This window comes from Stenotrophomonas sp. YJH_SMC_32 (genome assembly GCF_059369975.1).
The window spans coordinates 218,150-231,265 of the sequence record NZ_JCAFTE010000001.1 but is presented as its reverse complement, the minus strand read 5'-3'; the positions used below and the strand labels follow the sequence as shown (position 1 = coordinate 231,265).

Genomic DNA, 13,116 nt, shown 5'->3' with positions numbered 1-13,116 from the left:
GCAGAGGCGGTAAAGGACGGATGGGGGACGCGCAGCAGTATCAGTACTTCAGGCGCAGCTCTTCCACGGTCGGCTGCTGCAGCGCGTACCAGTCCTGGAACTCTTCCTCGGTGATCTCATCGGGCGCATATACCGCCACCGGGTGCCACTCGTGGTCGGTCGGCAGTGGCTGGCGCGGGCCGGCTCGCAGGCTGTAGCTGACGCCCTCGTAGTCGACCAGGTCGTCGACCTGCGGCCACTGTTCGCGCGCGAACGCGGATTCACTCTTCAACAGGATCACCTGGTACATCGGCACCTCCACCTCGGTTGGATCAGGAAAACACGGCGCTGGCGGCAGGATACCGCCATGCCGGTGACAACAGGCACGTCGCAGCGGCGACGGATCGTTCTGGACACGGCCATCGCCCCGGCTTCACCCGCCCATGGCGAGCCCATCGGCATCGTGGAGGCCCGCCCCTGCCACGATGACCGATGACCGAGCACCCGCCGCTGAAGACCGTCGCCGACCTCAAGCTGCCGCGCTACCTGGGCACCTGGTACGAGATCGCGCGCCTACCGATGCGCCACGAGCCGGAAGGCTGCACCGATGTGTCGGCGCACTACACCCTGCTCGACAACGGCAATGTCGGCGTCACCAACCGCTGCCGCATGGACGGCGAGATCGAAGAGGCCACCGGCGAGGCCTGCGCCGTCGACAACGACAGCGCGCGCCTGGAGGTCAGTTTCCTGCCCAAGGGCCTGCGCTGGCTGCCGTTCGCCAAGGGCGACTATTGGGTGATCCAGGTCGCCCCGGACTACAGCGTCTCGCTGGTCGGCAGCCCGGATCGCAAGTACCTGTGGCTGCTGGCGCGCGAGCCACGCCTGGACGCAACCGTGCAGGACCATTATCTGGCCGCGGCCCGCCTGCAGGGCTTCGATCTGTCCGAACTGATCCAGACCCCGCATACCGGCCACCCCACCGCCTGAGCACGACCACGCATGGACCTGAAAAGTGGCTACCCCTGGTGGGCAGTGCGCAACGGACTGCTGCAGGCCTTTCCCCCGCTGGAGCAGGATCTGCGCTGCGACGTGCTGGTGGTCGGTGGCGGCATCACCGGTGCGCTGATCGCCGACGAACTGTCCGCCCACGGCCACGAGGTGGCGGTGATCGAGCAGCGCGACATCGGCTGGGGCAGCACGGCGGCCAGCACCGCGCTGTTGCAGTACGAGATCGATACCCATCTGCTGGAACTGGCCGAGCGCTATGGCAAGGATGCCGCCGCCCTGGCCTACCTTGCCTGTGCCGACGCGATCCCGGCACTGGCTGAAGTGGCACGCGGGCTGAAGGAGGTGGACTTCCGGCAGATGGACAGCCTGTACCTGGCCAGCCGGCGGCGCGACGTGCCGCGCCTGATGGCCGAAGGAGCTGCACGCCGTGATATTGGACTGGACGCGCGTTGGCTGGACAGCGAAGCCCTGCGCGAACGCTTCGACGTGGATGCCGGCGGCGCCCTGTTGACCCGCCAGGCGGCGCGGGTCGATCCCTACTGCCTCACCTACGGCCTGCTCAAACGAGTGCGCCGTCGCGGCGGCCATGTGCACGACCGCACCGTGCTGCACACGCTCAAGCCTGGCGCGCAGGGCGTAACCGCGATGACCGAGGCCGGCGCCACGGTCCGTGCCCGCCACGTGGTCCTGGCCATGGGCTACGCCAACCAGCGTTGGCTTGAACAGCCGGTCGCGCGCAACCGCAGCAGCTACGCCTTCATCACCGACCCGATCGATGCGGACACGCTGGGCCGGCTGCAGCGCACGATGGTGTGGGAGAGCGCACGCCCGTACCTGTACCTGCGCGCCACCGGCGACCGCCGCCTGCTGGTGGGTGGGCTGGACGACGCCATCGATATCCCGGCGCGGCGCGACCGGCGCGTGCAGCGCAAGGCCGAAAAGCTGATGGATCAGCTGCTGCATTGGTTCCCGCGGCTGGACCCGGTGCCCGCCTTTTCCTGGGCCGGCACCTTCGCCGAAACCGCCGACGGCCTGCCCTTCTTCGGCCCGCACGCGCAGTGGGGGCCGCGGGTCCATTTCGCCATGGCCTACGGCGGCAACGGCATCACTTATTCAATGATCGGCGCCCAACTGCTGCGCGCCCGGATCGAGCGGCGCAGGCATGCGCTGGAACGGCTGTTCGGGTTCGGGCGGCTGTGACCTGCAGCGGCAATGGCCGGCTCTACCCCGATCCGGCGCCGACAGGCATCATTCAAGCAACCCCTGCTAGCGTCGGCCTGTACCGCCGCGTGTTGCGTGGCCACCTGTCCGCTGGAGCGCCGTCATGATCCGCCCCCTGACCCTGCTGCTGTGCCTGGCCCTGCCGGGAACCGTGCTGGCCCAGTCCGCCGCCGGCGCCACCGCGCCGCAGGCTGCCGGCCTGGACCTGACGCTGCCGCAGGCGCCGATGCGCTATCTCAACGACCCGGCCCTGCAGCAGGACCCGCCCGGCACCTATTACGGTGACAAGAGCGGCCCGCGCGTGCACGGCGATGCGAAGATCGCCGACGTCACCGACGACAAGGTCAAGGTGTCGGGCAGCTTCACCACCGGCATCGGCTATTCCAAGAACGGTGGCAACAGCCACTACAACGCGGCCACGCTGAACCTGAGCAAGAACTACACCACCGATGAGGGCAAGACCCACGGGGTCAACGTCAACATCCACGTGAGCGAAGGCAAGGGACCGGGCTTCTTCGGTCCGTATGGCGGCTATTACGGCCGCGGCCCGGGCTATTGGGACTACCCGCCGCCGTACGGCTGGTAAGCTCCGCGCCGGGCCCGGGCCGACCCAGGTCGGCCGCTACCGCTGCGTACGCTTGGTAGGTGTCGACCTTGGTCGACACGCTTTCTCCCCGTGAGCCGGCCAGCGGCCGGCACCTACCGGCACGCGAATCAATCCAGCCAGCCATCGCGCTCGCTGTGCAGGATGCGGCCGTCATAGCCGCTCAGGCGCACCTCTACCTTCTGGTTGCGGGCATTGCGGGCTTCCAGCGACCAGGTCGCACCATCGCGTTCCAGCGAATGGATCTCGCGCAGGCCATGCGACTGCGCCCGTGCCAGCACCTGCTCGGTAGTCAGCAGCGCGCGGCCGCTGTGCTCGTCGAAGATCTCGCCGGTCTTCGGGTCCACGTAGACCTCGCTGAAGCGGCCATCGGCGCGGCTCACGTCGGCCTCCCACAGGCCATCATCGCGTTCGATTTCGTGGATCTGGGTATAACCGGCCTTGCGCAGGGTCTGTTCAACCTGGGCCATGCCCAGCGGCGCGGCCTGTACGGCCGGCGCGACGGCAAGCAGGGCAACAGTGGCGAGGGTGAGCGACTTCAACATGGGGGTTCTCCTGTTCGTGGCCGGACCATCCCGGCAACGCCACGATGCATGGCCCGGTTAACAGCGCCTTAGCCGTGGCTGTTAGCCGGCTGTTAGTCATCCCCGCCACACTCGCGCCTGTGCCCCTCTCTCTTTCCTTACCCGCATGCTCGCCACCCTGCCCCTGCTGCTGGCCCTGGCCAACGCCCCGACCGCCGCCGCGCCCCTGCAGGACCCGGCGCAGCAGGTCGCGCGTCGCGCCGTGCAGCAGGGCCGCTACGTGCCGCTGGAGAGCGTGGTGCGCGATGCGCTCAAGCGCTACCCGGGCCAACTGCTGGAAGTGGAGCTGGACGACGGCGTCTACGAAGTGGAGATCCTGCGCGGCGACGGCGTGGTGGTGGAGCTGGACTATGATGCGCGCAGCGGAAAGCTGCTGAAGACGGAGCTCGACGACTGATGCGCATCCTGTTGGCCGAAGACGATGCCGCACTGGCACAGCGCCTGGTGCCCCTGCTGGAACAGGCCGGCTATGTGGTGGCGGTGGTCGCCGACGGTCGCCAGGCCGAGGAGATCGGCCAGATCGAGGACCTGCAGGCCGCCATCGTCGACCTCGGCCTGCCCGGACTGGATGGACTGAGCGTGATCGAGCGCTGGCGCGGCAATGGCCGCAGCTTTCCGGTGCTGGTGCTGACCGCGCGCGGGCGCTGGCACGACAAGCTGGCTGGCTTCGATGCCGGTGCCGACGACTACCTGACCAAACCGTTCCAGGCCGACGAACTGGTGCTGCGGCTGCGCGCCCTGATCCGCCGCAGCCACGGCCACGCAAGCCCCCGCCTGCACTGCGGCCCGCTGCAGCTGGACGTCAACGCCGGTCGTTTCGAGCTGGACGGCAAACCGTTGCCGCTCAGTCCGCAGGAGTTCCGGCTGCTCAGCTACTTCATCCATCACAGCGGCCAGGTGATCGGCCGTGATCGCCTCGGAGAACAGGTGTTCGACGGCGGCCATGACCCGGACTCCAACGCACTGGACGTGCTGCTCGGACGTGTGCGCCGCAAGCTCGGCATCGACCTGATCCAGACCGTGCGCGGCCAGGGCTGGCGGCTGGCCGCGCCGTGAGCCGGCAACCATCGCTGCGACGGCGCCTGCTGCTGGCCGGCGGCGTCGGCCTGCTGCTGGTCTCGCTGCTGGCCAGCGCGCTGCTGGGCGAGCTGTTCAAGCGCAGTGCGCGTGACCGCCTCGACCACGAACTGCAGCAGGACATGCTGACCCTGCTGGCGCAGGCCGAAGTGGATGCGGACGGACAGCTGCGCCTGCGCCAGGAACCCAATGACGCACGCTTCCAGCGCGTGTTCTCCGGTGCCTACTGGCAGATCGCCGGGGCCGATGGCCGCGTGTTGCTGCAGTCGCGCTCGCTGTGGGATGAAACCCTGCCGGCGCCGGTTGCCGGGCCGGCCACCCGCAACCTGGCCGGGCCGCTGCAGCAATCCCTGCGCGCACGCGTGCAGCAGGTGCGCCTGCCACGCGCCAGCGAACCGTTCGTAGCCGTGGTCGCCACCGATCGCAGCACACTGGATGCGGATGTTGCCGCGTTCCGCAACCGCACCGCCATCGCCTTGGGCGTACTGGTTGCGGCGTGGCTGGCGGTGCTGGCCAGCCAGGTGCACTTCGGCCTGCGCCCACTGCATCGCCTCGGTGCGCAGCTGGAACAGGTACGGCGCGGTGATGTGCAGCACATCGACACGCAGGAGCTGGGCGCGGAGGTCGCACCGCTGGGGGAAGAACTCAATGCACTGCTGGACCACCAGCAACGCATGGTCGCGCGTGCGCGCACCAGTGCACAGGATCTGGCGCATGCGATGAAAACCCCGCTGAGCGTGCTGGCCACCGAAGCTGACGGCGACGGCGCGGACTGGCGGGCGACCGTGCGCGAGCAGAGTGCGCGCATGCAGGCCAGTGTCGACCGTTACCTGGCTGCAGGACTGGCCGCCGACCATCGCCAGCGCACCGACGTGGCGGCCGTCGCACAGGCGATGTGCCGGCTGATGGCACGCGTGCATGGCGAACGTGGCATCGCGTTCACGGCGGCGGGCATCGATCCGACGCTGCAGTTCGCCGGTGCCAGCGCGGATCTGGAGGAGATGCTGGGCAACCTGCTGGACAATGCCGGGCGCTGGGCACAACGGCAGGTCCAGGTCAGCGCGGAAGCCGACGACGGCCAGTTGCGCATTGGGGTCCGCGACGACGGCCCCGGCCTGGCTGCAGACGCGCTGGAACGGGTCACCCAGCGTGGCGTGCGGCTGGATGAGCGTGTGGGCAGCAGTGGATTGGGGTTGGCGATCGTGGGCGATATCGCCGCCAGTTATGGCGGACGCGTGGCGCTGGAAAATGCGCAGCCGGGCCTGCGCGCGACGTTGTGGTTGCCGGTGGGGTGAAGCGACCAACCTGACGGTGGGTAGTGCCGGCCGCTGGCCGGCAACCACGTAGGCACCGGGAATTCCCTGCGGAAGCCGGCCAGCGGCCGGCTCTACCGAGCGTCAATCCGGCCGGTCGCCGTGCTCCCGTAGGTGTCGACCTTGGTCGACACGCAGCAAGCATCAACGGTGGTGCATCCACCAGCAATCAATTGCGTCCAGCACGATGTGGATGATCAGACCGATGCCGAACAACCGCGTTTTCTTCGGCACGCACAGCCCGGCATAGACCGCAATGGCCGGTGCGGTGTGCAGCGGATGGAAACCAATGCTGCAGCGGTTCGGTGCATAGATCGGGTCGGCCAGCAGATGGTCCAGGTCGATGATCCAGCCCAGCAGCATCAACAACCACGCCGAGGCGAAGCGCTTGCGCCAGAACAACCATGCCAGCAACGCTGGCACGGCGGCATGCAGGAACAGGTGGAAGATCGCGCGCGCGCTCATCGGGGCCGGTAGCGCCGGGCCTATGCCCGGCATTCCCGTTTACCTCAGACCAACGGCTCGTCGGAGAGGTAGGTATAACCGGTCAGGCCGGCTTCCAGCGCCTCCGACAGCTCCTGCGCGCGTTCCGGCGACAGCTGCGCTGCAGCCACGCGCTGCGCATAGGTCGCCCGCAGTTCGTCCAGGCGGTAACCCACGTAATCCAGCATCACGTCGGTGGTGTCGCCGCGGCGCTGCTGGGTAATGGCATAGCCATCGGCATCGGCCAGCACTTCCACCGCGTCGGTATCGCCGAACAGGTTATGGATGTCGCCCAGGATTTCCTGGTACGCGCCGACCATGAAGAAGCCGATGCGGTAGCTCTCGCCCGGCTTCATCTTGTGCAGCGGCAGCGAGCTGTCCAGGCTCTCGTTCTCGACATAGGTTTCTACCATGCCATCCGAGTCGCAGGTCATGTCAGCGATGATGCCGCGGCGGTCCGGGGTCTCGTCCAGGCGCTCGATCGGCACGATCGGGAACACCTGGTCGATCGCCCACACGTCCGGGATCGATTCGAACACGCTGAAGTTGACGAAGTACTTGTCGACCAGGCGCTCGTTCAGTTCGTCCAGCACCGGGCGATGGCTCTTCTCGTCATAGCTCAGGCGCGCACGCACGCCGTGGGCGATGGCGTAGAACAGATCGTCGATGCGCGCACGCTGTGGCAGGTCGATCTGGCCCAGCGCGTAGCTGGCCAGGCCTTCGGCATGGAAATGCTGGGCTTCCTGGAACAGTTCCACCGCCGGGCGCACGTCCAGCTCGTCGTGGATCTCGCGCAGGTGGCGGATCGCTGCCGGCTCGTCATCGTGCTGGTCCGGCACGCGGCCTTCCTGCGCTTCTTCTACTTCCGACACATTGGCGATCAGTACCGCGTGGTGCGCGGTCATCGCGCGGCCGCACTCGGTGACGATGCGCGGCGGGGTCAGGCCGAACTCTTCGCAGGCATTGGCCAGCGGCTGCACGATGTTGCTGGCGTAGGAATGCAGGCCGTAGTTGATCGAGCAGAAGCTGCGCGAACGGGTGCCTTCATAGTCCACGCCCAGGCCACCGCCCACATCGACGTGGGTGATCTTCGCGCCCAGGCGCGACAGCTCCACGAAGTAGCGGGTGGCTTCGCGCATGCCGTTGGCGATGTCGCGCACGTTGGAGATCTGCGAGCCCATGTGGAAGTGCAGCAGGTTCAGGCAGTCGGCGTACTCGGTGTCACGCAGCGACTTCCACAGGTCCAGCAGCTGGCGCGGCGACAGGCCGAACTTGGCCTTGTCGCCACCGCTGTTCTGCCACTTGCCGGCGCCCAGCGAGGCCAGGCGCATGCGCACGCCCAGGCCCGGCTTCACGTCCAGCGCCTTGGACTCTTCCAGCACCAGCTTCAGCTCGGACGGCTTCTCGATGACGATGAAGGTCTGCAGGCCCAGCTTGCGGCCGATCAGGGCCAGGCGGATGTACTCGCGGTCCTTGTAGCCGTTGCAGACGATCAGCCCGCCCGGGCGCGACAGCGCCAGCACGGCCATCAGCTCGGGCTTGCTGCCCGCTTCCAGGCCGAAGCCCTCGCCGTGGTGGCTGGCCAGGGTGCCGGCCACGCCGCGGGTCTGGTTGACCTTGATCGGGTACACGGCGGTGTAGCCGCCGCTGTACTCCCAGTCCTGCTGGGCCTGGGCGAAGGCGGCCTGCAGCTTGCCCAGGCGCTGGCCGAGGATGTCCGGGAAGCGCACCAGCAGCGGCAGCTTGGCGCCCGCCGCGCGCGCCGCATCGACCACCTTGGGCAGCGACACCACCGGGCCGTCCGCCCCGGTCGGTCTCACCACCATGTGCCCGGCCTGATCCACGTCGAAGTAACCGTCCGCCCAATGCGGGATCGAGTAGGTCTTGCGGGCTTGGTCGAGGGACCAATCGGTCATTTCAGTCGGCCTTGTTGGCAATAAAAGGGGGGGCATGATAACGCCTATGTGCCCACAGGTTCGTTATCATGCGCGCCCGCGCCCGTGACAGGTTCCAACCTGAACGGGCCGATCCGTCCGGATGTGGCATCTGTGCCACGCGGCCCCGCCCGCCAGCCCGGCTCCACCCCTCCGAACAGGACCGTTTTCCAATGACTGACAGCAACAACTGGTACATCGAACACTTCGAGCGCACCGGCTCGGCCATCGGCTACCGCATCACCGGCAAGCTGGACGAGGTGCAGTCGCCGTTCCAGAAGATCGAGATCTTCCAGACCACCGACTGGGGCAACCTGATGACCATCGACGGGGCCATCATGTTGACCAGCAAGGACAACTTCTTCTACCACGAGATGATCAGCCACCCGGTGCTGTTCACCCACGCCGCGCCCAAGCGCGTGGTGATCATCGGTGGCGGCGACTGCGGCACCCTGCGCGAAGTGCTCAAGCACACCAGCGTTGAGAGCGTGACCCAGTGCGATATCGACGAGCAGGTCACCGTGATGGCGCGCAAGCACTTCCCGGAACTGTGCGACTCCAACGACGACGCCCGCGCCGAGCTGCTGTTCGACGACGGCGTGGCCTACATGGCCAACTGCCCGGCCGGCAGCGTGGACGTGGTGATCGTGGACTCGACCGACCCGGTCGGGCCGGGTGAAGGCCTGTTCAACAAGGCCTTCTACGAGAGCTGCTTCAAGGCCCTGAAGGACGACGGCATCCTGGTGCAGCAGTCCGAGTCGCCGCTGATGCAGCTGGAGCTGATCAACGAAATGCGCACCGAGATGGGCAAGGCCGGCTTCGGTTCGTTCAAGACCCTGCCGTTCCCGCAGCCGTGCTACCCCACCGGCTGGTGGAGCGTGACCATGGCGCGCAAGGGCGACAGCAGCTTCGACTTCCGCCAGGCCGACTCGGCCGCCAAGACCTTCAACACCCTGTACTACACCGCCGCGCTGCACACCGGCGTGCTGGTGACCCCGCCGTTCGTGCAGGCTGCACTGAAGTAAGGCGTGCCGACCAACGGTCGGCACCCACCAAGGCAAAAGAAAAACCCGCGCTGGCGACAGCGCGGGTTTTTTCATGTTCCGGTAGTGCCGGCCGCTGGCCGGCAACCTCATGTAACGATCAAAGCGCCCAGATACCGGCGATCACCGCCACCACCAGGCCCCACTTGATCAGCTGGTAGGCCACCACGCTGCGCTCGCGCAGTGCCTTGGCCTTCAGGCGCACCTTGTAGACGCTGCCGAATGCCTTGTTGACGCCACCGGTCGGGTCACCCGGCAGGTTCGGCGAGGCGCCGCCGGCCAGCAGCGTGGCCGCCACCGCGCGGTTGAACAGCCCCGGCAAGCCGAAGCGCAGCGGGCGGGCGATGTCGCAGAACAGGATCACGCGGTCCTGCTGCGTCTCGTTGTGTGCATGGTGGATGTAGGTCTCGTCGAACATCATCCACTCGCCGTCGCGCCAGCTCTTCTTGATGCCGTCCACTTCGATGTAGCAGGCATCGTCGTTGGGCGTGCTCAGGCCCAGGTGCAGGCGCAGCGAGCCGGCGAACGGGTCGCGGTGCGGGCGCAGCTCACTGCCCGGCGGCAGCTGCGCGAACATCGCCGCACGCACATCCGGGATCGACTCGATCAGCGCCGTGGTCTTCGGGCACAGCGTCTTCGCCGACGGGTGCGACGGGCCGTACCACTTCAGGTAGAAGCGCTTCCAGCCACGGCGGAAGAACGAATTGAAGCCGGCATCGTTGAACGTGCTGGAGGCGGCGATCTTCTGCGCGTCGCGCAGCGCCAGCGCCTCGTCGCGGATCATCTGCCAGTTCTGGCGCAGCGGCTCCAGCTGCGGAAACTCCTTGCCCGGGTCCAGGAACGGCGTGGTCGGCACCTTCGAGAACATGTACATGACCACGTTGATCGGGGCCATGAAACTGGAGTGGTCCAGCAGCTGGCGCGACCAGCGCGCGCGGACCTTGCCACGGAAGTGGATGTACAGCACGCAGGCTACGAACAGCGCTGCAATGACGATTTTGATGATCAAAGCACTTTCCTCCAGCCGCGGCCGGAACGGGAAACGGGGCGATGCACGGCCAGGCGGCCAGCACCGATGGGGAACGCGGCAGGGGACGGGGACGTGCCGGAGGGGGGCGGCCGCCGATGTCGCGGGTTAACAGCTTATGGTCGGCAGGCCGTGCGCCGGGGTCAAGTTGCCCGTGCGCCGCGTTCAGCCGGTTGTGGACGAGGCGCAGGGCTGAGCGCGCAAGCGGTTGATACTAAAGGCCAACTGGAATAAGTGAGACAGAATTGTCCGATTCTGCGCGACGAACTGTTCCAGCCACGGCCCCGACATTTCTCCGACAAATCGTGGAATAGCGAACTGGCGAGTACTAAAATTAACGAAAACTTAGTAACTCCCTGTAACACCGGTTCGCTTGACGCTTTGCGCCACCCACCGGGTCGTCCGAGACCCCGACATGCATCTTCCTGCCCTGCCCCCCTCCTCCTGCGGCGATGACGCCGCCTCCCCGCTGCTGCTCAAGCGCGGCGAACGTTTCCTGGCCCCCGACGTCTACCGCACCTGCCTGGACGGGCGCGAGGCGGTCATCAAGGACTACTCCCGCTACCGCGGCACTCCCGTTTCGCTGATCGCGCGGCTGATGGTGCGCCGCGAGGCCCGCATGCTGCAGCGCCTCGGCGGCTGGAAGCATGCCCCCGCGCTGCTCGGCACCTTGGGCGGCCTGGCGCTGGGCATGGAGTTCATCCCCGGCCAGACCCTGAGCACCGCGCAGGCCGTGGGCAATGAAGTGTTCGAGCAGCTGCAGCACGCGCTCAGCCGCCTGCACGCCGCCGGCATCACCCACAACGACCTGCATGGCACCAACGTGGTGGTCAGCGGCGGCGTGCCGGTGCTGCTGGATTTCACCTCGGCCTGGCGCGCCCCGCGCTGGCTGCGCCGCAATCCACTGAGCCGGCAGATGCGCCGCAGCGACATGAAGAACCTGCTGAAGATCCGCCAGCGCGTAACCGGCCAGGCCCCGAGTGCCGCGCAGGCTGCACTGGTGGCCGACCCGGGCTGGGTGGCCGCGGTGCGGCAGGGCTGGAAGCGGTTCTACAAGTGGGCGAAGCGCCGGTAAGCGCTGTTCGCCCTGCATTGCTTGCGCGACTGCTGTTTGCCCCTGCATTTGCCCCGGACCACACGCCCGATGTGCTCTGCGATACTCGTCGGCACGCCACTCGCAAGGACGCTGGGGATGCCGACACCTGAACACACCCGCCTGCTGACTGCAGCCGCAAGATCCATACTGCGCCCCTTGGGCTGCGTGCAGAAAGGCCGTTCACGCACCTGGCTTGACGACCAGGGCTGGTGGGTCGGCGTGGTCGAATTCCAGCCTTCAGCATGGGACAGAGGCAGCTATCTCAATGTCGGCGCCTGCTGGCTCTGGGACGAGCAGGATTACCTGTCCTTCGATGAGGGCGGCCGCGTCGCCGGATTCGAGCGCTTCACCGATGCCGTGAGCTTTGCCTCGGTCGCGCAGGCACTGGCCAAGCAGGCCGCAGCCGAGGTGCTGGCCCTGCGTGACCGCTTTCCCACCCCGGGGCACGTGCGTACATTGATGAGCCGTCACCCCAATCCGGGCATCCGCGAACACATCTATGCGGGCATCACTGCCGGGCTCGCGGGCGCTTACGACGAGGGTCGCAGGCACTTGGCACTAGCCGCTACGGAAACCCACCCAGCGCCATGGGTCGATGTGCTGAAGCAACGCTGTGCCGAACTCATGCCGCTGCTGCAACCTGATGGCGGCTTCGAGGCAGAGATCGCCGCCACCGTGACGCGCACCCGCCGTGCGCTCGGTCTGCCGGAGTGGCGGTCGTCACCCCTCATTCCGCCGGGCTGATCACACCGGGAGGGCTCTTCATCGCATACGGGTGTTCGCGCCGCCCGATCCCGGCTGTAGACTCGAGCTTGCTCGACTCAACAACAAAGGGGTCAAGCATCCCGTCGCCCAGACTCCGCAGCGGTCCAGCCCCCCCCCCCCCGCGCTGCAGTCGGCCGCCCCCACCCCTACTTACAACGCGTCCGCGTCCAGTTCACCGGTACGAATACGCACCACGCTGCCCAAGTCGTACACGAACACCTTGCCGTCACCAATCTTGCCGGTGCCGGCGGCCTTCACGATGGCCTCAACCACCGCCTCCACCTGGTCATCGGTCACCGCCACTTCCAGCTTCACCTTCGGCAGGAAATCGACCACATACTCCGCGCCACGGTACAGCTCGGTGTGGCCCTTCTGGCGACCAAAGCCCTTCACTTCCGTCACCGTGATCCCGGTAACCCCACGCTCGGCCAGCGCTTCGCGCACGTCGTCGAGCTTGAACGGCTTGATCACCGCCATGACCATCTTCATCGTCTATCTCCTGTCTTCCCGCGTGGAGGATAGCGCCTGAACGCGGCCCGTGCGAAGCCGCTGCGGCCTGTCCGGGCAGTGGGTGCCAGCAGTATCCTTGTGCCCGAATGGCCTGCCCGCGCCGGATGCACGGGCCCACCCCCACGGAGCACCCCATGATCGACCTGAATCAAATCGATGACCTCGCCCGTCGCCTCAGCGACCTGGTGCCGCCGGGCCTGCGCGAATCGCGCGAGGAACTGCAGGCCACCTTCAAGAGCGCGCTGCAGGCCGGCCTGGCCAAGCTCGACCTGGTCACCCGCGAGGAGTTCGAAGTGCAGCGCGCCGTGCTGCTGAAGACGCGCCAGAAGCTGGACGCGCTGGAAACCGCCGTGCGCGAGCTGGAAGGGCGCGGCGCCGCAGAATGAAAAAAGGAGGCGCACCGCGCCTCCCGTTTACAGATTATTTCCCGGATGGGGCCTTGCAGCAAGGCCCACCGGGCGCCCTAGACTCG

16 protein-coding genes are annotated in these 13,116 nt (G+C 67.2%); 10 read left to right on the top strand and 6 right to left on the bottom strand.

Going from position 1 to position 13,116, the window contains the following annotated elements:
* Window positions 1–40 precede the first annotated feature (40 nt).
* Complete coding sequence (locus tag AC5P7S_RS01050) at window positions 41–289, bottom strand: hypothetical protein (RefSeq protein WP_005419952.1); 249 nt, start codon at window positions 287–289, stop codon at window positions 41–43.
* A 182-nt stretch (window positions 290–471) separates the two neighbouring features.
* Between AC5P7S_RS01050 and AC5P7S_RS01045 the strand changes: the two genes are divergently transcribed.
* From AC5P7S_RS01045 to AC5P7S_RS01035, 3 genes are all read left to right on the top strand, one after another.
* A complete protein-coding gene (locus AC5P7S_RS01045) occupies window positions 472–966 on the top strand; it encodes a lipocalin family protein (protein ID WP_005419954.1) in 495 nt (164 codons plus the stop codon).
* Window positions 967–978: 12 nt separating this feature from the next.
* Entirely contained in the window at window positions 979–2,187 is a 1,209-nt protein-coding gene (locus tag AC5P7S_RS01040; RefSeq protein WP_095378380.1) for an NAD(P)/FAD-dependent oxidoreductase, read from the top strand.
* 124 nt (window positions 2,188–2,311) lie between these two features.
* On the top strand, window positions 2,312–2,794 hold the full coding sequence (locus tag AC5P7S_RS01035) for a hypothetical protein (protein ID WP_095378379.1): 483 nt from the start codon (window positions 2,312–2,314) through the stop codon (window positions 2,792–2,794).
* A 128-nt stretch (window positions 2,795–2,922) separates the two neighbouring features.
* Here AC5P7S_RS01035 and AC5P7S_RS01030 read toward each other — a convergent pair whose 3' ends face one another.
* Window positions 2,923–3,357, bottom strand: a complete 435-nt coding sequence (locus AC5P7S_RS01030; protein ID WP_065178854.1) for a PepSY domain-containing protein — start codon at window positions 3,355–3,357, stop codon at window positions 2,923–2,925.
* A gap of 145 nt (window positions 3,358–3,502) precedes the next feature.
* Here AC5P7S_RS01030 and AC5P7S_RS01025 point away from each other — a divergent pair, with 145 nt between their 5' ends.
* Genes AC5P7S_RS01025 through AC5P7S_RS01015 form a run of 3 tightly spaced genes read left to right on the top strand, consistent with a single transcriptional unit; the run spans window position 3,503 to window position 5,768 of the window.
* On the top strand, window positions 3,503–3,793 hold the full coding sequence (locus AC5P7S_RS01025; protein ID WP_049403791.1) for a PepSY domain-containing protein: 291 nt from the start codon (window positions 3,503–3,505) through the stop codon (window positions 3,791–3,793).
* Entirely contained in the window at window positions 3,793–4,452 is a 660-nt protein-coding gene (locus tag AC5P7S_RS01020) for a response regulator transcription factor (protein WP_095378378.1), read from the top strand. The genes AC5P7S_RS01025 and AC5P7S_RS01020 overlap by 1 nt, the downstream gene beginning before the upstream one ends.
* Complete coding sequence (locus AC5P7S_RS01015; RefSeq protein WP_095378377.1) at window positions 4,449–5,768, top strand: sensor histidine kinase; 1,320 nt, start codon at window positions 4,449–4,451, stop codon at window positions 5,766–5,768. The genes AC5P7S_RS01020 and AC5P7S_RS01015 overlap by 4 nt, the downstream gene beginning before the upstream one ends.
* Before the next feature lie 162 nt (window positions 5,769–5,930).
* Here the strand turns inward: AC5P7S_RS01015 and AC5P7S_RS01010 are convergent, their stop codons facing one another.
* Window positions 5,931–6,251, bottom strand: coding sequence for a DUF6122 family protein (locus AC5P7S_RS01010; protein WP_005411369.1), 321 nt, complete (start codon window positions 6,249–6,251; stop codon window positions 5,931–5,933).
* A 44-nt stretch (window positions 6,252–6,295) separates the two neighbouring features.
* Window positions 6,296–8,185, bottom strand: coding sequence for an arginine decarboxylase (gene speA, locus AC5P7S_RS01005; RefSeq protein ID WP_049417051.1), 1,890 nt, complete (start codon window positions 8,183–8,185; stop codon window positions 6,296–6,298).
* Window positions 8,186–8,376: 191 nt separating this feature from the next.
* On the opposite strand from speA, the gene speE reads away from it, so the two are divergent.
* Window positions 8,377–9,228, top strand: a complete 852-nt coding sequence (speE, locus tag AC5P7S_RS01000) for a polyamine aminopropyltransferase (RefSeq protein ID WP_005419974.1) — start codon at window positions 8,377–8,379, stop codon at window positions 9,226–9,228.
* A 118-nt stretch (window positions 9,229–9,346) separates the two neighbouring features.
* On the opposite strand, the gene AC5P7S_RS00995 is transcribed toward speE, so the two are convergent.
* Window positions 9,347–10,252, bottom strand: a complete 906-nt coding sequence (locus AC5P7S_RS00995) for an aspartyl/asparaginyl beta-hydroxylase domain-containing protein (protein WP_032954620.1) — start codon at window positions 10,250–10,252, stop codon at window positions 9,347–9,349.
* A 436-nt stretch (window positions 10,253–10,688) separates the two neighbouring features.
* Here AC5P7S_RS00995 and AC5P7S_RS00990 point away from each other — a divergent pair, with 436 nt between their 5' ends.
* Entirely contained in the window at window positions 10,689–11,348 is a 660-nt protein-coding gene (locus AC5P7S_RS00990) for an RIO1 family regulatory kinase/ATPase domain-containing protein (RefSeq protein ID WP_005419978.1), read from the top strand.
* 117 nt (window positions 11,349–11,465) lie between these two features.
* Window positions 11,466–12,113 carry a VOC family protein gene (locus AC5P7S_RS00985; protein WP_242441370.1) on the top strand — a complete coding sequence of 216 codons (648 nt, stop codon included), beginning with the start codon at window positions 11,466–11,468 and terminating at the stop codon, window positions 12,111–12,113.
* A 171-nt stretch (window positions 12,114–12,284) separates the two neighbouring features.
* Here the strand turns inward: AC5P7S_RS00985 and AC5P7S_RS00980 are convergent, their stop codons facing one another.
* Window positions 12,285–12,623: a P-II family nitrogen regulator gene (locus AC5P7S_RS00980; RefSeq protein ID WP_005411374.1), complete on the bottom strand. Its 339-nt coding sequence runs from the start codon at window positions 12,621–12,623 to the stop codon at window positions 12,285–12,287.
* A 155-nt stretch (window positions 12,624–12,778) separates the two neighbouring features.
* Here AC5P7S_RS00980 and ubiK point away from each other — a divergent pair, with 155 nt between their 5' ends.
* Window positions 12,779–13,030, top strand: a complete 252-nt coding sequence (ubiK, locus tag AC5P7S_RS00975) for a ubiquinone biosynthesis accessory factor UbiK (protein WP_005419983.1) — start codon at window positions 12,779–12,781, stop codon at window positions 13,028–13,030.
* The last annotated feature ends 86 nt before the right edge of the window (window positions 13,031–13,116 follow it).

What these genes read in the sequence shown, in the direction of transcription:
- AC5P7S_RS00980 (WP_005411374.1), bottom strand. Translation starts at nt 12,623, where the DNA reads ATGAAGATGGTCATGGCGGTGATCAAGCCGTTCAAGCTCGACGACGTG.
- AC5P7S_RS00985 (WP_242441370.1), top strand. Translation starts at nt 11,466, where the DNA reads ATGCCGACACCTGAACACACCCGCCTGCTGACTGCAGCCGCAAGATCC.
- ubiK (WP_005419983.1), top strand. Translation starts at nt 12,779, where the DNA reads ATGATCGACCTGAATCAAATCGATGACCTCGCCCGTCGCCTCAGCGAC.
- AC5P7S_RS01025 (WP_049403791.1), top strand. Translation starts at nt 3,503, where the DNA reads ATGCTCGCCACCCTGCCCCTGCTGCTGGCCCTGGCCAACGCCCCGACC.
- AC5P7S_RS01040 (WP_095378380.1), top strand. Translation starts at nt 979, where the DNA reads ATGGACCTGAAAAGTGGCTACCCCTGGTGGGCAGTGCGCAACGGACTG.
- AC5P7S_RS01010 (WP_005411369.1), bottom strand. Translation starts at nt 6,251, where the DNA reads ATGAGCGCGCGCGCGATCTTCCACCTGTTCCTGCATGCCGCCGTGCCA.
- AC5P7S_RS00990 (WP_005419978.1), top strand. Translation starts at nt 10,689, where the DNA reads ATGCATCTTCCTGCCCTGCCCCCCTCCTCCTGCGGCGATGACGCCGCC.
- AC5P7S_RS01030 (WP_065178854.1), bottom strand. Translation starts at nt 3,357, where the DNA reads ATGTTGAAGTCGCTCACCCTCGCCACTGTTGCCCTGCTTGCCGTCGCG.
- AC5P7S_RS01020 (WP_095378378.1), top strand. Translation starts at nt 3,793, where the DNA reads ATGCGCATCCTGTTGGCCGAAGACGATGCCGCACTGGCACAGCGCCTG.
- AC5P7S_RS01035 (WP_095378379.1), top strand. Translation starts at nt 2,312, where the DNA reads ATGATCCGCCCCCTGACCCTGCTGCTGTGCCTGGCCCTGCCGGGAACC.
- speE (WP_005419974.1), top strand. Translation starts at nt 8,377, where the DNA reads ATGACTGACAGCAACAACTGGTACATCGAACACTTCGAGCGCACCGGC.
- speA (WP_049417051.1), bottom strand. Translation starts at nt 8,185, where the DNA reads ATGACCGATTGGTCCCTCGACCAAGCCCGCAAGACCTACTCGATCCCG.
- AC5P7S_RS01045 (WP_005419954.1), top strand. Translation starts at nt 472, where the DNA reads ATGACCGAGCACCCGCCGCTGAAGACCGTCGCCGACCTCAAGCTGCCG.
- AC5P7S_RS01050 (WP_005419952.1), bottom strand. Translation starts at nt 289, where the DNA reads ATGTACCAGGTGATCCTGTTGAAGAGTGAATCCGCGTTCGCGCGCGAA.